General features: G+C 52.7%; 16 protein-coding genes, 1 pseudogene and 1 riboswitch. Of the genes and pseudogenes, 5 read left to right on the top strand and 12 right to left on the bottom strand.

The annotated features are described in order from the left end of the window. Window positions 1-35: 35 nt before the first annotated feature. Window positions 36-1433 (bottom strand): DHA2 family efflux MFS transporter permease subunit, encoded by a 1398-nt coding sequence (locus ACSTTO_RS12250; RefSeq protein ID WP_439273486.1) that lies wholly within the window; start codon window positions 1431-1433, stop codon window positions 36-38. A gap of 798 nt (window positions 1434-2231) precedes the next feature. Further along, window positions 2232-2385, top strand: a riboswitch (FMN riboswitch). An 87-nt stretch (window positions 2386-2472) separates the two neighbouring features. Here ACSTTO_RS12250 and ACSTTO_RS12255 point away from each other — a divergent pair. Beyond that, the gene (locus tag ACSTTO_RS12255) at window positions 2473-2943 is read left to right on the top strand and encodes a 6,7-dimethyl-8-ribityllumazine synthase (protein ID WP_439273487.1); all 471 of its coding nucleotides are present in this window, start codon (window positions 2473-2475) and stop codon (window positions 2941-2943) included. Between the two features lie 40 nt (window positions 2944-2983). Here ACSTTO_RS12255 and fdhD read toward each other — a convergent pair whose 3' ends face one another. Continuing rightward, window positions 2984-3808, bottom strand: a complete 825-nt coding sequence (gene fdhD / locus ACSTTO_RS12260) for a formate dehydrogenase accessory sulfurtransferase FdhD (RefSeq protein WP_439273816.1) — start codon at window positions 3806-3808, stop codon at window positions 2984-2986. Window positions 3809-4042: 234 nt separating this feature from the next. Here fdhD and ACSTTO_RS12265 point away from each other — a divergent pair, with 234 nt between their 5' ends. The 3 genes from ACSTTO_RS12265 to ACSTTO_RS12275 all read left to right on the top strand — a co-directional run bounded on the left by ACSTTO_RS12265 (window position 4043) and on the right by ACSTTO_RS12275 (window position 6649). Next, window positions 4043-4384, top strand: coding sequence for a protein tyrosine phosphatase family protein (locus ACSTTO_RS12265; RefSeq protein WP_439273488.1), 342 nt, complete (start codon window positions 4043-4045; stop codon window positions 4382-4384). A 62-nt stretch (window positions 4385-4446) separates the two neighbouring features. After that, entirely contained in the window at window positions 4447-6372 is a 1926-nt protein-coding gene (gene mutL / locus ACSTTO_RS12270; RefSeq protein WP_439273489.1) for a DNA mismatch repair endonuclease MutL, read from the top strand. 40 nt (window positions 6373-6412) lie between these two features. After that, window positions 6413-6649, top strand: a complete 237-nt coding sequence (locus ACSTTO_RS12275) for a DUF2093 domain-containing protein (RefSeq protein WP_439273490.1) — start codon at window positions 6413-6415, stop codon at window positions 6647-6649. 97 nt (window positions 6650-6746) lie between these two features. Here the strand turns inward: ACSTTO_RS12275 and lpxK are convergent, their stop codons facing one another. The 6 genes from lpxK to ACSTTO_RS12305 all read right to left on the bottom strand — a co-directional run bounded on the left by lpxK (window position 6747) and on the right by ACSTTO_RS12305 (window position 12785). Continuing rightward, a complete protein-coding gene (gene lpxK / locus ACSTTO_RS12280) occupies window positions 6747-7805 on the bottom strand; it encodes a tetraacyldisaccharide 4'-kinase (RefSeq protein ID WP_439273491.1) in 1059 nt (352 codons plus the stop codon). 5 nt (window positions 7806-7810) lie between these two features. Further along, on the bottom strand, window positions 7811-9154 hold the full coding sequence (gene waaA / locus ACSTTO_RS12285; RefSeq protein ID WP_439273492.1) for a lipid IV(A) 3-deoxy-D-manno-octulosonic acid transferase: 1344 nt from the start codon (window positions 9152-9154) through the stop codon (window positions 7811-7813). A gap of 279 nt (window positions 9155-9433) precedes the next feature. Beyond that, window positions 9434-10213, bottom strand: coding sequence for a lysophospholipid acyltransferase family protein (locus ACSTTO_RS12290; RefSeq protein ID WP_439273493.1), 780 nt, complete (start codon window positions 10211-10213; stop codon window positions 9434-9436). A gap of 17 nt (window positions 10214-10230) precedes the next feature. Beyond that, window positions 10231-10500 (bottom strand): DUF4170 domain-containing protein, encoded by a 270-nt coding sequence (locus tag ACSTTO_RS12295; protein ID WP_439273494.1) that lies wholly within the window; start codon window positions 10498-10500, stop codon window positions 10231-10233. Window positions 10501-10606: 106 nt separating this feature from the next. Continuing rightward, window positions 10607-11449: a 3'(2'),5'-bisphosphate nucleotidase CysQ gene (locus ACSTTO_RS12300; protein WP_439273495.1), complete on the bottom strand. Its 843-nt coding sequence runs from the start codon at window positions 11447-11449 to the stop codon at window positions 10607-10609. Beyond that, on the bottom strand, window positions 11436-12785 hold the full coding sequence (locus ACSTTO_RS12305; protein WP_439273496.1) for a TldD/PmbA family protein: 1350 nt from the start codon (window positions 12783-12785) through the stop codon (window positions 11436-11438). Before ACSTTO_RS12305 ends, ACSTTO_RS12300 begins: the two co-directional genes overlap by 14 nt. A gap of 509 nt (window positions 12786-13294) precedes the next feature. Here ACSTTO_RS12305 and ACSTTO_RS12310 point away from each other — a divergent pair. Further along, complete coding sequence (locus tag ACSTTO_RS12310; RefSeq protein WP_439273497.1) at window positions 13295-15148, top strand: monovalent cation:proton antiporter-2 (CPA2) family protein; 1854 nt, start codon at window positions 13295-13297, stop codon at window positions 15146-15148. Window positions 15149-15239: 91 nt separating this feature from the next. On the opposite strand, the gene ACSTTO_RS12315 is transcribed toward ACSTTO_RS12310, so the two are convergent. From ACSTTO_RS12315 to ACSTTO_RS12330, 4 genes and pseudogenes are all read right to left on the bottom strand, one after another. Further along, window positions 15240-16613 (bottom strand): M16 family metallopeptidase, encoded by a 1374-nt coding sequence (locus ACSTTO_RS12315; RefSeq protein WP_439273498.1) that lies wholly within the window; start codon window positions 16611-16613, stop codon window positions 15240-15242. After that, on the bottom strand, window positions 16613-18187 hold the full coding sequence (locus tag ACSTTO_RS12320) for a M16 family metallopeptidase (protein ID WP_439273817.1): 1575 nt from the start codon (window positions 18185-18187) through the stop codon (window positions 16613-16615). Before ACSTTO_RS12320 ends, ACSTTO_RS12315 begins: the two co-directional genes overlap by 1 nt. A gap of 272 nt (window positions 18188-18459) precedes the next feature. Beyond that, entirely contained in the window at window positions 18460-19014 is a 555-nt protein-coding gene (gene rsmD / locus ACSTTO_RS12325) for a 16S rRNA (guanine(966)-N(2))-methyltransferase RsmD (RefSeq protein WP_439273499.1), read from the bottom strand. Between the two features lie 17 nt (window positions 19015-19031). Beyond that, a pseudogene (locus ACSTTO_RS12330) lies at window positions 19032-20660 on the bottom strand (pseudouridine synthase); the annotation flags it as partial. Between the last annotated feature and the right edge of the window lie 23 nt (window positions 20661-20683).

Below are 20683 nucleotides of genomic sequence, written 5' to 3' on the forward strand. Positions count from 1 at the left end.
CGCAGACTCTGCCTGCGTTTTAATATTGGCCTGCGTTATTGCAGCTTTTTTGCATTGGTGGCTCTGCGCTCATAAAGCTCCTGCCCTGCTTCCGGTTTTAACCTGGCAAAAAAGAAATAAGCGAGCGAAGAAACAGCCCCGACACAGAAAAATGCCATATGAAAATCGCTCAATTGCAGCCCCTGCCCGTGCAGCAATGTGCTGATTTCAAGGATCACACCGGCAAAAGCCACACCGGTTGCAATGGAAACCTGCTGAGCTACAGCACTTAAAGGTGTTGCCTGACTGGTCTTTTCATTCGGTATTTCCGCAAAACCCAGCGCATTAACACCGGTAAAAAACATTGAGCGCAAAAAACCGCCCGCAAACAGCGACAGCAAAATAAAGCTCATCGGTGTTTGCGGTGTGAAAAAACCGTTCAGGATTATAAAAAAGGCGGCAGCCAAAGAACCCAGCATCATCAGCCTGCGGAAGCCAAAACAGGCAAAAATACGGGAGGCACCAAATTTCATCAGCATGGCACCAATGGCCGAAACAAAGGTGATCATACCCGATTGAAACGGATCAAGACCAAAGCCAAGCTGCAACATTAATGGCAGCAGAAACGGAATGGCGCCAATGCCAAGACGAAACAGGCTGCCGCCCGCCACGGCAATACGAAAAACATCATTTTCAAACAGGGATAAATCCAGAAGCGGATTTTCAACCCGTTTTGCATGGCGGATATAAAGCCCCGTACAGATCAGGCCGGTGCAGAGCGTAGCAATGCCGACAACAGGCGGCAGCGCCGGCAGGCTTACAACCGAGAGGCCAAATACCACACAGGACATGGCAAGGCCGGACAGGATGAAACCTTTGACATCCAGCTTGCGCGGCGCGGCGGCATCCAGCACCGGCAGATATTTTGTGGCAAACCATATACCCGCCACACCAATCGGAACATTGATGAGAAATATCCAGTGCCAGCTGAAATAAGTGGTGATGAAGCCGCCAACCGGCGGCCCGACCAGCGGTCCCACCATACTTGGTATTGCAAGCCACGCCATGGCATTAATCAGCTGATTGCGTGGTGTGGAGCGTAACAGCACCAGCCGCCCTACCGGTGTCATCATTGCACCGCCTATACCTTGCAAAAAGCGCGCCACGACAAAACTCAGCAATGAGCTTGCGGCCGCGCAGGCGACAGAACCGATAACAAAAACCGCAATTGCTGCACGAAATACATTGCGCGCACCGTAACGGTCTGCCATCCAGCCACTGACGGGAATAAACACAGCCAAGGAAACGAGATAGGATGTGAGCGCCAGTTTCAGGGCAACCGGACTGGTGCCGATATCCACGGCAATGGCTGCCAGCGATGTCGAAATGACATTGGAATCCATCTGCTCCATAAACAGAGCCACAGCCAAAACCAGCGGAATAATGCGATTCACAATACAAACCCTGAATATTTGCGATCTTTACTGACGGATATACAAGCCCGCTCTGTGAAATGACATGCCCATGATGCAAACACCTGCATTTTTTGCCGCACATATATGTGATCATAAAATTTTACAGGGGCAATATATAATGTGAAATATTTCTATAATTTCGGCTTAAAAAACAATGGATTGTGATAGCATCCCTGCAAACCAAGGTTGCTGTAATCATATCATAAAAGGCCGGTTCTCAGGGCTCATCCGACCATCTCAGCGGAAGAAATGCAGAAAATTTCGCTTTCGGGTTGCGCCGCCGGTAACAGGCTGTTACATTTGGTGAGTAGTTGGTAACAAGCAGAGCATCGGTAAGGGGCGATGCGTAGAGGTGTGAGATGACAGAGATCACCAAAAGCGCAATACTTTATACTATGATGATCATTTCGCTGAACACGGCTATTGCCTTAAGCGTGATCGGGCTGGATTTTCTGCCATAACGCAATGTGCAATCCGGCACAACCTGCATCAGGCGGGTTTGAAAAGCACGAAATTTTACTTGCAAATGAGGTTTCATAAGCCTGCCGGATTATTTCCGGCAGGCTTGTTGTTATTCATAATATGCATTATTCATAATATGCAGTGCAGGATATAGCGCGCAATTGCCGCGCCGGTTTTGTCATGATTACAGTTTCAGCCTGTCTGCCCGCGAAAAGATGCGCATGGCCTGCGCCTGCAAATGTTCTCAATGCTGTCTCTTTATAACTCGACACATCTCTTTATAAAATGTATGAGGGGCTGCGCAATCATGCGCAATGTTGTTCTCGGGGCGGGGTGCGATTCCCCACCGGCGGTATGAAGAGGCAACTCTTTGAGCCCGCGAGCGTCCGCTTTCTTTCAGAAAAACGGAGACAGCAGATCCGGTGCGATGCCGGAGCCGACGGTATAGTCCGGATGAAAGAGAGCAAAGACACGACATAAACAGCGCGCATTTTTAACAAGCGGGCTGCTGACAGCGTGAATTTGCGCCCTGATTCTAGTATCAAGAGATGAAACTATGAACCAGAGCTTGACCAACCCATCCTCTCCAAAAGTTGCTTTCATTCAGGCCCGCTGGCATGAGGATATCGTGGATGAAGCCCGCAAATCCTATATTACAGAACTCGCAAAACTCACCAATAACAGTATTGTGGTTGATGTTTTTGATGTGCCCGGCGTTTTTGAAGCACCGCTTCTTGCCCGCACCCTTGCCGATACCGGCAAATATGCTGCCATTGTGGCAGCCGGTTTTGTGGTGGATGGCGGTATTTACCGGCATGATTTTGTATCGGATGCCGTGATTAAGGGATTGATGCAGGCGCAGATGGAATCCGATGTGCCGGTTTTAAGCGTGGTGCTGACCCCGCATCATTACCATGACAGCAAAGAGCATCATGATTTCTTCCATGCGCATTTCAGCGTTAAAGGCCGTGAGGCTGCACAGGCCACCGTGCAGATTTTTGAAACCTACAGCAAAATCGAGGACTAAGCAGTCCGGAGCGGTTCCTGATTAAATCGGAACCGCCTGATTATTCTGCAATGCGGTGCGGATGGGTATAAACATCAAATTCCGCGCCGCGCACCAGTGCCACCAATGTAATATTCAATGCCTCGGCGGTACGGATCGCCAAGGCTGTTGGCGCTGAAATGGCAAGAATCACCGGCGCGCGGATTGCCGCAGTTTTCTGCACCATTTCCAGCGAAACGCGACTGGTCACTATCACCGCACCGCGCGCCGGATCTGCATATTCTGCCTTACCTGCCTTGCGCAACATAAATCCGGCCAGCTTATCAAGCGCATTATGGCGCCCCACATCCTCGCGCACTGCCAATATTTCCCCTCTGTCCTGACAGGTCTGATAAAAGCCGGCGGCATGAACCGCACCGGTTGCCCTGTGCATGACCTGCAAATCCCACATCAAATCTGCCGCATGCACAATCTGTTCTGCATGCAGGCTAAAATCACTTTGCGCAACAGGCGGAAATTCCCGCACGGCTTGTGTGATTGATTCAATGCCGCATAATCCGCAACCCACCGGCCCGGCCATATGCCGCCTGCGGGCAGTTAGCGCATCCCGTTTCTGATCAGATAATTGCATTTGCACATCAATACCGGCGTCAAAATGCCGGATATCCATGGTTTCAATCTCTGCCGCCTCGGTAATAATACCCTCGCAAAGGCTGAAACCTGCGGCAAAATCCTCAATATCGGCCGGACTGGCCATCATCACCGCATGCGTGGTGCCGCCATAGGAAAAAGCAACCGGCACTTCCTCCGGCACCTGCCTGAAAGATGGTTTTAAAACAGCATTGCGGCGGATAATATTATGAACCTCAACAATGGCAGACGGCATACCGGCATCTGCCTGCTCAATATTGCAGGTTTTTTCCATCAGCTTCCCTTTCCTCCCCGCTTTGGCATAATTATAGGCTGTGATTGAAAATTTATGCCAGCACTATAAATGCAGGAAAAAATTACGCATGCTTGCCTGTCCGCGTAATTTCAACAGGCAATCTGCGCTTTTAGGGTGGCAAGACTGCCGCGATACTATATCCTGAAACAGTAATTCATAAATGAGGTTCGCCCGATGGAAATTCGCCCGCTTAATGAAAATTTTGCCGTTACCGGCCAGCTGGCACCGCAAGATATCGCTGCAATTGCCGCGCAGGGCTACAAAACCCTGATCTGTAATCGTCCGGATCATGAAGCGGACGACCAGCCGGACTATGCATCGGTTGCACAGGCGGCAGAAAATGCCGGCCTCAGGGTTTATTTCATTCCCGTGGCAGGCGGGCAAATCACACAGGCCAATATTGATGATATGAGTGCCGCATTGGCAGAAGCACCGGCGCCGGTTCTTGCCTATTGCCGCTCGGGTGCGCGCTGCACCAATCTCTACGGCATTGTGCAACAGCTGAAACAGGGCTGAAACAACCAGACCGATAAGGGCTCCCGCCGCCTGTACAGATTTTAGATTCACCGGATCATTGCATGTCTATCAAGCTCCTGAGCGAAACCATTATCAACCAGATTGCCGCCGGCGAAGTGATTGAGCGCCCTGCCAGCGTGGTTAAGGAACTGGTGGAAAATGCAATTGATGCCGGTGCAACACGTATTGAAATTGTAACGGCAGGCGGCGGCAAAAGCCTGATCCGCGTGACGGATAATGGCAGCGGCATCCCTGCTGATGAGCTGCGCCTGGCGGTTTCACGCCATTGCACATCCAAACTCACCGATGATGTGCATGATATACGTGCACTGGGTTTTCGCGGTGAGGCGCTGCCATCTATCGGCTCGGTTGCGCGGCTTTGCATCAAATCACGCACGGCCGGGGCTGATTCCGGCTATGAGGTGGTGGTCAGGGGCGGGCATCTGGAAGGCCCGCGCCCTGTGGCAATCAATCGCGGAACGATTGCGGAGGTGAGCGACCTGTTTTTTGCCACACCAGCGCGGCTGAAATTTATGAAAACCGACCGCGCTGAAGCAACAGCCATAACAGAAGTGGTAAAACGCATTGCCATTTCTTTTCCCTATATCCGCTTTTCTCTTGCCGGCACCGACCGCAACCCGCTGGAACTGCCCGCCACCTGCAATGCGGGGGAAACTGTGGATGAAGCAGCCATGCTGGATCGCATTGCACAGGTGCTTGGCAATGATTTTTCTGAAAATGCGCTGGCGCTCGACAGTGTGCGTGAAGGCGTGCGCCTGACCGGATTTACCGCCATTCCGTCTTTTAACCGTGCCAATTCCATGCACCAGTTTGCCTATATTAACGGTCGCCCTGTGCGCGACAAGCAAATTTTTGGCGCGCTGCGCGGTGCCTATTCCGATGTGATAGCCCGTGACAGACACCCCGTTGGCGTGTTGTTTCTCCAGCTTGATCCGGCACATGTGGATGTTAATGTGCATCCGGCCAAGGCCGATGTGCGCTTCCGCGATCCGGGGCTTGTGCGCGGCCTCATTGTCGGCACCATCCGCCATGCCCTTGCGCAATCCGGCATCCGCCCTGCCACAAGCGGCGCGCAAGCCATGCTCAAGGCTTTTCAGGCACAGGGCTTTGAAAATCTCAATTCTGAATCCGCGCCGCAATCATCCGGCAATTTCACAGCATCACCCCGCCACTGGCAATCCGCCGCCCATCCGCCGGCACCGCGGCAGGAATGGTCGCCACAAACAGCGCATCCGGCACAGCGCCCGCTCTATCCGGATGAGCAGTCTGCGGCAGCGTTTCACCCCGCCGGTTTTGGCGAGGGGGCACAGGCAACAATTGCCCAGTTTGCCACGCCCAGCGCCGACAGCCGCGCGGCAGAAACAGAAGCGCCGGCCGAGATGCTGCGCAACCCGCTGGGCGCTGCGCGGGCGCAGATCCATGCCAACTATATTGTGGCGCAGACGGAAGACAGTCTGGTGATTGTTGATCAGCATGCCGCCCATGAGAGGCTGGTTTATGAGGCGCTGAAAAGCGCGCTGGAATCCAGGCCGATGGCAGCGCAATTGCTGCTGATTCCTGAGATTGTGGATTTGCCGGAAGAAGATGCCGAGCGCATGATTTGCCATGCGCCGACACTGGAACGTTTTGGCCTTAGTATTGAACGTTTTGGCCCCGGTGCCGTGGCTGTACGTGAAACACCGGCCATGCTTGGTGAAATGAATGTGCAGCAACTGATCCGTGATCTGGCCGATGAGATTGCCGAACATGATACCGCCAACGGCCTGAAAAATATGCTCAATCATGTGGCTGCAACAATGGCCTGCCACGGCTCGGTGCGCTCCGGCCGCCGCCTTAAAGGCGAGGAAATGAACGCCCTCCTGCGCCAGATGGAGGCAACCCCCGGCTCCGGCACCTGCAATCACGGGCGCCCCACCTATATAGAATTAAAACTGCACGATATTGAACGCCTGTTCGGACGCAGGTAAAGAACGGCTCGTAATATCAGGATTATAACAGGAGAGAACAATGAATATGTTTGCAAGCCAACGCGGTGGTGAGGCCAGACTGCGCTATCTTGACGGCGATTATCAGGTTCTTGAAGCCGGCTCCTATGTGCTATGTGCTGTAACCGGCGAGAAGATTGATCTTGATGATCTGCGCTATTGGAGTGTTGCCCGTCAGGAGGCTTATGTAAACGGCCTGATCTCCTATCAACGGGAAGTGGAAGCCAATCCCGATCTGCGCCGGCGCAGCAAGGCCTGATAGCGCCTGATTATAAAATGCCTGAACCGATTTTAAAAAAACTGCAGTCAAAATCAGCCGCAAATGTTCTGTTGCAGCTGATTGCATGAGGCGTTTTCTAAAATTCAAGGCTGCGGTCAAGATAATTCTGCCTTGTGGTGCGGATAATGCGCTGCAATATTTTTTCGCGGCCAAAATCCAGCCTGACATCAAACACAGCAATCTCTGACAGCCAGTTCCCCTCAATGGCCGGGCGCAAAGCGCGCAATCGCACAAAATCCTTGGCGGTTGTTGCAAGCTGCAAACCGGCGGCGCGGGCATCGGCCAGCAATTTGCCTATATCCTGCGGCTTATATTGATAATGATCCCCGAATGAGCGGCTTTCAACCACCTCGCCGCCAAGTTCTGCCACACTGGCATAAAATTTTTGCGGATTGCCGATACCGGCAAAACAAAGAAATTTTTTATCCTTAACCGGCTGTCTGGCCACCGAGACCAATTTTGCATCAAAAAACGGCTTATTGGCGCGTGCAGCCATGCGGATCACATTTTCAGATGCATCTGCGCCCTGCTGATGATCCGGCGTGATGCGCAATAATGCAGATGCCTTTTGAAACTGCGTTGCCAGTGCGGCGCGCAAGGGCCCTGCCGGAATAACCCTGCCATTACCGATGCCGCGCACCGCATCCACCACCACCAATGCATAATCATAGAACAAACGGGCACTTTGAAAACCATCATCCATAATGATGAAGTCACAGCCCTGCTGCTGCAAAAGCTGTGCCGCTTTATACCGATCCGGCGAAACAGCAACTTTGGCATAATGTGCCAGCAACAAAGGTTCATCCCCCGTCAAAGCAGCATTATCTGCCCCGGCATCCACCAGATGCACATCTTTGAAACTGCCGCCATAACCGCGCGAAACAATGCCCGGCACCAACCCTTCGGCTTTGGCGGCCTGTGCAAAGGCAATGCATGTTGGCGTTTTGCCCGCGCCGCCCACAGTAAAATTGCCGATACATAAAACCGGCAGGGCAATGTGCGGTGGTGATGCCTGCATTATCCTGCGGGAGGCTACATGATCATATAAAGCTGCCAGAGGCGATAATAAAAATGCCCGCCAATCCGGCTTATGCCACCAGAAAGATGAAAGTGATGATGATTTGCGACCCGCCATGCCTGTTACTCCGGCGGATTATGCGCCGCAGAAAAATCGCAGGCACTGCCCGACAGGCGTGACTTGACCACCAGCGGCGAAATAAAAGGCTCAAGTGCTGCAACTGTGCGCTCCAGAGCCCCGCGCATATCCCCGACAGTGCGCTTGCCTGCCTCAGTCATGGTTTTCAGCCTGTCCGGATTGTTGAACAGAAAATTAACTGCACCGGCCAGCATATTATGATCACTTACAAGCTTGGCGCCGCCATTCTTGATAAGCCGCTGATAGGATTCACGGAAATTCTGCACATTGCGCCCCGATAAAACCGCCGTGCCAAGCATGGCCGGCTCCAGCGGGTTCTGCCCGCCTTGCCCTGTGAGGGATTTGCCCACAAAAGCTATTTGTGACAGACGCAGATAAAGCCCCATTTCGCCAATTGTATCACCAAGATAAACCGCTGTTTGCGGCGTAATTTCCTCACCAAGGCTGCGTTGTGCAACAGACAGGCCTTTTGCCTCAATCATCATGCGGATAGATTCTGCCCGCTCCGGATGGCGCGGCACAATCATTGTGAGCAGGTCAGGATGGCGCGTTTTGAGCATATTATGCACATTTGCCGCGATCTCCTCCTCTCCCTCATGGGTGGAGATGGCAGCCCAGACCTTTCGCTTGCCAATCAACCCTTGCAAAAATGCCAGTTCCTGCGGCTGAACAGGCGGCGCTTCCGTATCCACTTTTAAATTGCCGGAGATTGTTACCGGCCGCGCCCCAAGCTGGCGGAACCGCTCTCCATCAGCATCGGATTGCGCAACCACATGAGCAAAATTTTCAAACAGGGCTTCTGCAACCGCGCTGCGTTTTTTCCATCGTGCATAAGAGCGATCAGACATGCGGCCATTGATCAGAATTTGCGGAATATGGCGTTTGCCAAGCTCCATTATAGTCATCGGCCAGATTTCAGATTCACATTTAATGGCCACATCCGGCTGCCAATGGTCGAGAAAGCGGCGCAGAGCCGGCAAGAGATCCAGCGGCACATATTGATGAATAACCCGGCTGCCAAGCCGCTCTGCCACCAATGCCGCAGATGTGCGGGTGCCTGTGGTGAGAAGAATATGGATATCCAGCGCAAGAAAATGCTCAATCAGCGGCAAAATGGCTGTAAATTCTCCCACGCTTGCCGCATGCATCCAGATCAAAGGGCCATCAGGACGGGCAATATCGCTGCGGCCATAACGCTCGCAGCGGCGGTTGCGCTCTTCCTTGCCGCGGTAAATACGATAGCCGATATAAGGCCCGATCAGCGGATAGGCCGCACAACCGGCAGCCTTATAAAGCGTAAGAACAGTGCGGGCCCACTTTTCGCTCATTCTTATCTCCATGCCGGTTCACACATTGCCGGATAAATCCGCAGGGCAAATGCCCTGCCTCCGCAATGCGCACAGATAAACTGCAATGCCAGCAACCTGTTGATAATATGTAATACAGGCAGTCAAAACGACCTCTCGCCTTATACACGAATAAACCAATCAAACAGTCATTAAACAAGTTAAAGAATGAATACGATCACAACTTATTTTGTTTTTTAAAAGCTGCGATCCCTTTGGCGGCATAAATGCTTTAATATATTTTTCACATCATTTGCCTGATTATGCCGCCCTTTTGCGTGAAGGCGGCGCTGCCAGCCCCAATTGCTGATAAGCCTTGAAAGTTGCTTCATTCAGTTCGGTTGTCAATTCCTGCCGTTTTTGTTCCAGCATCGTTTCATCCGCACCTTCCGGCACCAAAACAGGCTTGCCTATAACAACCGCCGAGCGGCCAAAAGGCAGTGGTATCGTGGTTTGATCCCAACTGCGTTCCAGAATTTTGAACCGTGAAAATGCATAGGCCACCGGCAGGATCGGGCGGCCGGATAATTTGGCAAGCAAAATAATCCCCTGCCCGGCCTCACGCACAGGACTATGGGCAATATCTGCAATAATTGCAGCACTCATTCCCTGATCAAGAGCGCGCTTGAGGGTTAAGAGTGCACGGGCACCGCCTTTACCGCTATTATTGCTCTCTGCACGGCCGCCTGAACCGCGCACTGTGTGCAGACCCAGCTTTTCAGCCACACGGGCATTCAGCTCCGCATCGGCACTGCGCGAGAACATAGCAATGAGCGACACCGATTTTTCCCGCATGAAGGAGCCCATCAAATGCTGCCCATGCCAGAAAGTTGCTATAAAAGGTGCCTGCGTTTTTTGTAATGCAAAAGCCTCTGAAAAGCCCGGCAATTGCCTGTTGGTGCGGTATACCAGCCTAAGATAAGCCGACATTACCTGCACCAAAACCGTTTTGAGCAATTCTGAACGCGCCAATGGCCGGCGAATACGCTGCCAGAGGCGCTTCAGATATCCGGTTTTTCCGATCCGCTTATTATCCGCCACGGTCAGAGCACTGTCCCTCAGGCCTTATCGGCAGAACGAGCCGCTTCAGCGGCAGTGCCGGCAGGATCAAGCAGGCGATGCATATGCACAATGAAATAACGCATATGGGCATTATCCACCGTTTGCTGTGCCTTGGATTTCCAGGCAGCCTTTGCGGTTTCATAATTAGGAAAAACGCCAACAATATCCAGCTTGTCCAGATCGCGGAACTCCATCGAGTTCAACGCTTTCAGCTCACCGCCAAATACGAGATGCAGCAATTGTTTATTTTCACCAGATGCGGTCATTGTTCTGATCCTGTCACTTAAAAATTATACTGAGCCGGAACATTTTGTTGCGCCGGGGCAAGCTGCCACAGGCTGACCTTGCAGCCTGATTTTCTTTGCGCCTTCTTTAGCGCAACATAAGCGACCTCACAACAGCTAACATTTCTTCCGCAAAACCTGCCGCCGCAGCAATCAACACATCATGGCTGAAGGGATTGGCCACATTCTGCCCTTGCATTTGCCCGTAGCGCAAAGCCTTCCCATCCAGTGTGAGCAAATGCCCGCCTGCTTCAGAAAGCACAAGATCAGCCGCTGCCAGATCCCAATCATGCGCACCGGCGCGCACAAAAGTTCCGGCCAGATCGCTGCGCCCCACCATGGCTATACGATAAGCAAGCGAGGGGACATAGGGCGAAAAAGATACTTTACTGCGAAACCCGTGCGGCAATTGATCAAAGCCTGCGCGTGACATGGCCACCGGATAGGGCTTGCCTGCCGGCGGCAGGCGGGCGGCAATTGGCTTACCATTCTGAAAAGCGCCCTCACCTGCCGCCGCACTCAGCACCTGGCCACGCGCCGGCACATCCAGAACACCGCATCGCGGTTTACCCTGATCAATCACCGCAATGCTCACACACCAGCGGTCATCGCCGGCAAGAAAGGCACGGGTGCCGTCAATCGGATCAACAACAAAAGCGCGCGGCAAGCCGGTGCGCTGCTCATCTGTTGCGGTTTCTTCTGAAATCCAGCCATAATCAGGGCGCGCCTTAAGCAGAAATGCCCGCAAAAAGCGATCCACCGCCAGATCAGCCTCACTCACCGGCGACTGGCCGTTTTTAAGCCAGACCTCGGGATCCTGTCCGAAATATTGCAGGGCAATTTTTCCGGCCTCGGCTGCGGCCTGCTGAATAAGCCGCAAATCCTCAGCATCACACTGACGGAACGGCAATTTTTCTTCACAGGCCGGCAAGCGTCATCCCTTCTATTACCAATGTTGGCGCGGCAGTACTGTAGGAGCGATCCAGATCATTGGCCGCTGTCATGTTCAAAAACATATCCTTAAGATTGGAGGCAAGTGTTACCTCGCTGACAGGAAAAGTCAGTTCGCCGTTTTCAATCCAGAAACCGGAAGCACCGCGGCTATATTGCCCCGTTACCATATCCACACCCTGACCGAACAGTTCTGTTACATAAAAACCGCTGCCCAGCTCTCTCATCAGCGCCTGCGGTGAAGATATGCCCGGCTCAATGGCAAAATTGGTTGAAGACGGCACCACTGCAGAACCCGAACGCACACCGCGGCCATTGCCGGCAAGCCCCAGTTCACGTGCTGTTGAGCCAGACAGCAACCAGTGCTTCAACACGCCATTTTCAATCATTGTGAGCTTTTCGCCGCCAATTCCCTCGCCATCAAACGGGCGGGAGGCCGCGCCGCGCAAACGCAAGGGATCATCCGTTACGCTGATATTTTTATGCAGCACCTGCTCTCCCATGCGGTCTTTGAGAAAGCTGGTTTTACGCGCCACTGATGCACCATTAATGGCACTGCTGATATGCCCTGCAATACCACGCGCCACGCGCGGATCAAACATGACATTCACCATACCGGTTTTGACCTTGCGGGCATTGAGGCGGCGCACCGCCCGCTCACCCGCCGTGCGGCCAAGTTCTGCCACATCGGGCAAATCGGCAAAATGCAGACGCCCGCGCATATCATAATCGCGCTCCATTGCAGTGCCTTCCCCCGCAATGGCGCTGACCGAGCGGCCAAACCGTGTCAGCGTGTAATAACCTTCAAAACCGTTTGAGGTGACCAGCACCATGCCGCCAAGCCCTGCCGAAGCACTGGCGCCGCCAGAATTGCTCACACCGGGCACCGCGCGTGCGGCCTCTTCCATTGCCAGCGCATCTTCTGTCATTCTGGCAGCATCAATCTGCGTGGGATCATAAAGATCAAGATCTGTAACCGTTTTAACCAGCCTGTCCGGATCAGCCAATTGCTCATAAGGATCTTCCGGCGAGACTTTGGCCATTGCCACTGCACGCTCGGCAAGAATTTGCGGATCTGCACCTTTATTAATATTAGCAGAAATACAGGCAATGCGCCTGCCGGCATAAACCCGCAGTGAAAAATCATCGCTTTCTGAAGATTCCGTGGCTTCCACCTTGCCAAGACGCACACTGACACTGCTGGAGCGACTGCGCACAACCACGGCATCGGCGTGATCTGCACCGGCTTTTTTGGCCGCAGCCACAAGAGAACGAGCCTGTTCGCCAAGTTTTTGAGCAGAGCTTTGTGCGTCCATCATCATTCCTGTCATTTAAACTGCAAGCAACGAAATCGGCTTAGACCCCAATTCGCTCCTTATCTTTTATCAGGCGCGGAACAGAACCGCACCACTCCTGTTAATTTCTTATACGAATATGCAGCGCGCTTTTTAAGCCCGAAATTTCATTTATGCAGAACAGGCCGGCCTGCCCGTCAAAACCGGCTATTTTACCAGTTACGAAATCAGATAGCCGGCCATATCCTGCCACAGTTCATCACAGGGCTACAAATTTTTCACCGGTTATTTTTTCTGCATCTTATATTTCACGCATCATTTTAACGCAAAACCGTCTTTATAATTTCATAATTAAATATTGTAACATCAAAAATGTAACGGATTTTCGCTAAAAATCATTTTCGGATGTGTTTTGCCTCATATTATGTTTTACATAAAATGCAGGCTGTCTTCTGATGGGCGGTTTATGCGTTTTCTGCTGCAAACTGTGCAATAAAACTGAACAAATAAATATGTGTGATATATAAATCATGGAAAACAGCATTTCCATCGGCAGCCTCTATCTGCAAACCCTGATGATCCTTGGCGGGGCAATTCTGGCCGCGCCCTTGTTTAAACGGCTGGGGCTTGGAACTGTGCTCGGCTATCTGGCGGCCGGCGTGATTATCGGCCCGATTGCCCGCCTGATCAATGACGGTGAGGAATTGCTGCACTTCTCAGAGCTTGGTGTTGTTTTTCTGCTGTTTATCATCGGACTTGATCTCAAACCCTCACGCCTTTGGTCAATGCGCCATTCAATCTTTGGTCTTGGGCTGGCGCAGGTTGTGCTGTGTGCTGCGGCCCTTGCATGGCTTGGCGTGCATCTTGCCGGGCTTGATGTGCCGGCTGCAATCATTATCGGATGCGGCTTTGCGCTCTCCTCCACGGCTTTTGCCATGCAAATTCTGGAAGACAAGGGCGAGACCAGTCAGAAACACGGCCAGAAAGCCTTTGCAATCCTGCTATTTCAGGATCTGGCAATTGTGCCTATTCTGGCACTTATCCCCGCTTTATCACCGGGAGAGAGCTCACAGGCTGCAGCCAATTTTCATGTCGCCACGGCACTGGGCGCCATTGTTATACTGATCATTGCCGGCCGTTATCTGCTTAATCCGATGTTTCGTATTATCGGCAATACCGGGGCGCGTGAAGTGATGATCGCCGCTGCTCTTTTTGTGGTTCTGGGCTCTGCCACGCTGATGGAGGCCGCCGGTCTTTCCATGGCGATGGGCGCGTTTATTGCCGGTGTTCTGCTGGCCGATTCCTCCTACCGCCATGAACTGGCTGCCGATGTGGAGCCGTTTCGCGGTATTTTTCTCGGCCTGTTCTTTGTCGCCGTTGGCCTTTCGCTCAATCTCGGGGTTATTCTTAGCCACTGGGCGCTGATCATTTTGGCCGTACCGGTCATTATCATCACCAAGATTGTTATCATTTATCTCTTATGCCGCATTTTCCGCACCGGTCATAATGATGCGGTCAAAGTGGCATTTCTGCTGCCGCAGGGCGGTGAATTTGCTTTTGTGCTGTTTTCAGCTGCCAGTGCCGCAGCGGTTATCAGCGATGCTCTGGCCTCGGAGCTGATTGCCGCCATTACTATTTCCATGGCGCTGACTCCGCTTTGCGTCAACATCGGCTCACGGCTTCTTATCGGGCAAAAGCAGGAAGACGGCATGGAGGAGGACTTTGAGGGTGCCGGTTCCGATGTTTTGATGATCGGGTTTTCCCGTTACGGGCAGATTGCCGCGCAAATTCTGCTTGCCGGCGGCTCGGATGTAACGGTGATTGACAGTTCTGCCAACAAGATCCGTGCAGCGGGGCGCTTTGGTTTCCGCATTTATTTTGGCGATGGCCAGCGCAAGGATGTGCTGGAAATGGCAGGTATTCGCACAGCAAAACTGGTGGCAGTCTGCACCGAGAAAAAAGAAGTGACAGACCGCATTGTCGATCTCATCCAGGCTGAATTTCCGGATGTAAAGCTCTATGTCCGGTCTTTTGACCGTGAACATACTTTGCAATTGCGTGCAAAAGGCGTGGATTATGAATTGCGCGAAACCTTTGAATCCGGCCTGTTATTTGGCCGCAAAACACTGGAAGCCCTTGGCATGCCGGAGGAAGAGGCGCAAACAATTGCCGATGATGTGCGTCAGCGTGATGAAGACCGGCTGCATGTCCAGGCGTCTGAAGGGATTCTGGCCGGCAGACATTTGCTGTTCAACAAGCCGGTAACACCTGAACCGCTGGTTAAACCAACCCGCAGCGCCATGCCGCTGGATAAGACAACAGAGGAAACGATTGCCCCTGTTGCCACGCCCGAGCCAAGCCCGCTGGCACCGGTCGGCGAGTAAAGCTTTTGATAAAAAACGGCGCTGCGATCAATCACAGCGCCGTTTTTATTTACTTGAAGTTATTCATGACCGGCAGATGAAGACCGCACCATTAATTCATGCTGGGGCCGACCACCAGAATAGCCGGATCAGCCTTGAATAATTTGGCAGCAACCGCCTGCACATCTTCCTTGGTCACCGCATTGATAAGATCAGCACGGCGATTGATATAATCACGTCCAAGATCATATTGCTGCAGGCCAACCAATGTGCGGGCAACAGCCATGGAAGAATCCAGATTATTGATTGCGTAAGAACCGATTGCGTAGCTCTTGGCAGCTGCCAGTTCCTGATCTGTCACGCCGGATTTTGCCATGCGGGCAACTTCTGCACGAATAACATCCAGACTTTGCTGTGCACGATCAGGCCGTGTGCCGGTGGAAATATTAAGACTGTTAGCATAATCACGTGTGATTAAAGCTGAACCGACCGTATAGGCCAGACCGCGCTTTTCCCGCACTTCGTTATAAAGGCGCGAGGTAAAACCATCACCCAGCACCTGATTCATCAGATAAGCGGCAAAAAAATCCTTATCACTGCGCTTCACACCCGGATAAACCAGTGTGATCATTGTTTGCGGCAAATCATAGGCCACAGATGTTGTGGCACCCAGCGCCAGTTTGGCCGGTGCCACCGGTTTCAGTTCCGCCTTATCCTGTAAATCGCCAAAAAGCTTATCCAGCAGCGGCGCCAGCTCTTGCGCGCTGATTGCACCAACCACGCCGATTTTCAAATTATCTTTGGCAAACAGTTTTTTATGTGCCTGCAAAAGATCCTCGCGGGTAATTGCCTGCAATGATTGTTCTGTGCCTTCCTCGCGGCGGGCATAGGGATGCTTACCATAGAGCACTTCAGCAAATTTCTGTGCGGCAATGGTGTTAGGATCGTTTTTTGAAGCCTGAATACCGGCAATGATCTGACCGCGGATACGGTCAACAGCATCCTGATCAAAACGCGGTTTCTGAATTGCCAGCGCCAGCATGTTAAAGGCCGCGGAGCTGTTTTCCTTCAGCATACGCATGCCACCGGAAATATTATCCCGACTGGCCGAAAAGCTCATTTCCGCGCCAATATTATCAAGCCGCTCCTGATAGGCATCGGACGGCATATCACCTGCGCCTTCATCAAACAGGCCGGACATAAGATTGGCCAGCCCTTCCTTGCCCTGATCATCCTGCACACTGCCGCCTTTAAAAGAAAAGCGCACGGAAATCAGCGGCACACTCTTATCTTCAACCAGCCAGGCCTTGATACCTTTGGGTGATGTAACTTCCTGAATATCCAGCGCAAATGCAGGCAATGGCACAAGCAGGGTCGCCAGCGCAATGGCTGCCGCCCGCAGGCTGCGTGTAATTTTGATACGCATTTTTCCGGTCACCGGCGCAGCTTTTGCCAATCCGGCCTCAGAGTGAAGAAAATATTTCATTATTGTTTCACCTCTGGTTTGTCAGCGGATGCTTTATCCGGCGCTGCGCCTGTCTTGTTTTTGGCTGCATTCTTATCGGCCTTATCTGCACCGGCCTTTCCGGCTTCAGCGGTTGTTTTATTCTGCGCCGTCTCAGGCGGCAGCAAATATCCGGTCACCGCGATTGAAGGTTTAAGATAACGGGCCGCAACTTCCCTGATCTGCTCGGGTTTGACAGCGCGGATTTTATCCAGCCAGTTTTGCACATCCTCAACCGTCTGGCCAACCGCCAGTGAGGAACCATAGATGCGCGCCATGCCGGTCTGGCTGTCACGGGCAAAAATCATGGATTTAATAAAACGATTGCGCGCCTGGTCAAGCTCGGTTTCTGTTACCCCGTCCTTGATCAGCCGCTCTACTTCCGCATTGATTGCCGTCTGCACATCTTCCAGCGTGGCACTGCCGCGTGGCGCGCCATAGAGCACGAATGTGCCGTCATCCAGCGCATCGCCGCTGTAATAGGCTCCGGCACTGGCCGCGATGCCCTTTTCGACAATCAATTTCTGGTAAAGACGGCTGCGCATTCCGCCGCCAAGAATTTCTCCCAGAAGATCAAGAGCTTCCGCATCGCCTTCATGCCCTTTGGCCTTGGCATTCACATAGGATGGCACAACCCAGCCCATACTATAAGAAGGCTGCGTGACACGCGCATCTCGCAAAGTCACCGTGCGCGCTGTATGTTTTACCGGCTCCTGCGGGCGGATACGTGGTGCAACCTCAAAACGCTTTGGTAATTTGGCATAGGTTTTCATGGACAGCTCACGCACGCGCTCCGGTGTCACATCACCTGCAACCACCAGAATAGCATTATTCGGCGTGTAATATTTCTGATAAAATCCAACCGCATCATCAAGATCAAGCTTTTCCATCTCCTGCTGCCAGCCGATAATCGGGCGGCGGTAAGGATGGTTATAAAAGGTTGCCGCGCTCACCTCTTCGTTCAATATAGCGGAAGGGTTGCTGTCAATGCGCATGCGCCGCTCTTCAAGAATAACATCGCGCTCCGGCCCTATCACCTCCGGCGTCAGCGCCAGATTGGCCATACGGTCAGATTCATAGCCCATCACCATTTCCAGCGCATCGGGTGCAACCTGCTGGTAATAGGCAGTATAATCATATGAGGTAAAAGCATTTTCCTGCCCGCCAATAGCAGCAACCTTGGCTGAAAACTCGCCCGCAGGCACATTTTTTGTGCCTTTGAACATCAAATGCTCCAGAAAATGCGCAATACCGGAAACACCGTCCTTCTCATCGGCAGCACCAACGCGGTACCATACCATTTGGGTAACAACCGGTGCGCGATGATCAGGGATTACGACAACATCCATGCCATTGGCAAGCCTGAAGCTGCTGACCCCTTCACTGGTTTTGATGTCCGGCAGCTGATTGGTATTGGCAGCAGGCGGCGGCGCAGCTTTTACGGGGGCTGAGATAACCGGTTCTGCCTGAGCAATAACAGGGCCGGATGGCATGGCAGCCATTGCAGCCGTCATGCCTGAACTGACAATGAGCGCCAGTACAGATGTGCTGACCATTTGCCTGCATAAGGATAGATATGGCACGAAAATATCCCTTCCTGCTTTTTTTAAAAAACACACTTAAATAATCGCAATTAAGGCAAATTCACAGCCAGAAGGCAAAAATCCGCCATTATGACAATAATTTAATAAATATAACGGATGTTTCAGTTTAAATTATGAAGAAACAAAATACCCGCATCATGAACTGCCCTCCCTCAAAAAGGCTGGATTATGTCCGACAATCGGGGATCCGTTCAAAGCGGGTATTTATATAAAAAATCAGGAATTCAGGCCAATTTATAAAATCTTATTGTGGTGATGCCGTAATTGCGCTCATCCTGCAAAACAAAGCGATCATCCAGCGCGATAACGGCTTCCGACACTTCCTCAAGCACCAGAAGCACATCGGGCTTTAACCAGCCGCCCTCCAGCGCAGAGATAAAGGCACGCTCTCCAAGCCCTTTGCCATAGGGCGGATCAGCAAAGACCAGATCAAATTCCCCCATTGTGCCTGTATCACCAAGCTGTGTTGCATTGCGGCGAAACACTTTTGTGTGCCCCTGCAGGCCGATTGCCTCCACATTCTGACGTAACAGACCGCGGCCTTCAACAGAGTCTTCCACAAAAACCGTATAACGGCAACCGCGCGACAAAGCCTCAATACCCAAAGCGCCGGTGCCGGCAAACAGATCCAGCACCCGCGTATTATCCAGTTTTTCAGGAAAAGCATGCGCAATAATATTAAACAGGCTTTCCCGCGTGCGGTCACTCGTCGGCCGGATGGCAGAGCTCTCCGGCGCAACAAGGGAACGCCCGCGAAATTTACCACCAACAATACGCATCAGCGTTTATTCCCGCGATTGCCGGAAGTGCGCGGGCCTGAACCGCGCGGATTTGACCCGCGTGAACCTGATGGCCGCCCGCGAAACGGCTTGTCGCCGGAAGAACGGCCGCCAAATGGTTTTTTATCACCAGCCGGCTTTTTATCATAAGCGCGGTTTTCCTGCGGGCGGCGCTCTTCCCGCACAGGGCGGTCAGCCTCATATGAACGGCGGTTTTCCGAGCGCAGCCCTTCGCGTTTAAAACCGTCACGCTTTTCCTCATCACGGCGCAGCCCCTGACGTTTATAACCGTTGCGTTCAACAGCAACCGCACCCTCCCCATCACGCGGTTGACGGCTCTTGCAGCGCTCATCCTTTGCTGCCGGTTTGGCGCTACCTTTAGTCACCGGCTTGGCGCCCGGCGCCATCCAGACATTGGCTGCCCGCGGGCGGGTTGTTGCGGCATCAGCACCGGCGCCGGTTTTGGCAAATCGCGATTTGCCAAATTCGCCTGCCCGCGGAGCCGATGTGCTCAAACGGGCGCGCCCTTCCTCACGGCGGTCGCGTTCACCACGGGAGCGGAAACCGCCCCTTGCATCACGGCTGCCTGTATTGCGGCTGCCGGAAATCCAGTCCGAACTTGTCCGGTCAGATCTTGTCCGTTCATTTTTCTGGAGGCTGTGGTTGTCTTCCCCTGTATCTGCCTCGCTGTTTTCATAAATATCAGCACGGCCACGGCGTTGCGGCACATCGCCCTTAACAGCCGCATTGGAAAATTCATTATAAAGCGGCGCATCAAAATCTGCGCCGGATTCTTCCACCAACCGTTCACCAAGCTGTTCGCGCAAGGTGCGTCCGCGAATTTCCTTCACAGCGCCCGTTTCCAGATCACCCAGCTGAAACGGCCCGAAAGACACGCGGATAAGACGGGAAACCACAAGACCAAGCGCCCCGAGAATATTCTTCACTTCACGGTTCTTACCCTCACGAAGGCCAATACTCAGCCATATATTAGCGCCTTGTTCACGCTCCAGCACAGCTTCAACCGAACCATAGAACACGCCATCCACGGCAATACCGTTTTTCAGCTCATCAAGCTGTGCCTGTGTTACGGTGCCGTGTGCACGCACCCGGTAACGGCGCAGCCAGCCTGTGGATGGTAATTCCAATATGCGTGACAAACCACCATCATTGGTAAGCAGCAGCAGCCCTTCAGTATTGATATCAAGACGTCCGACCGACAAAACACGCGGCAATTCTGCCGGCAAAGCATCAAAAACCGTCGGACGCCCTTCCGGATCACGGTTGGTTGTCACCAGTCCGGCAGGTTTATGATAGAGCCACAAACGGGTACGCTCGGCCTGTGGCAGAATTTTATTATCAACAGTAATTTTATCGGAGCGCAGCACATTCACAGCGGGGCTGGTGAGCGCCTTGCCATTAACCGCAACACGGCCGGCGGCAATCATGCTTTCGGCCTCACGGCGCGATGCGATCCCAGCACGCGCAAGCCGCTTGGCAATGCGTTCGCCCTCATTATCTTCTGGCCGCTCAAAGGCACCCGCCCTGCCCTTGCGCGTATTTTTCCGGCCATTATCATCACGCTTAGGCTCGCGTTTTACAAAAGAGCGTTTGCCATGTTGATTATCGTGATCATCACGGGTCATAAAAAATCAGCCTTTCACCGGTA

It is taken from the genome of Pseudochrobactrum albidum, from assembly GCF_051851455.1.
Lineage (GTDB): Bacteria > Pseudomonadota > Alphaproteobacteria > Rhizobiales > Rhizobiaceae > Pseudochrobactrum.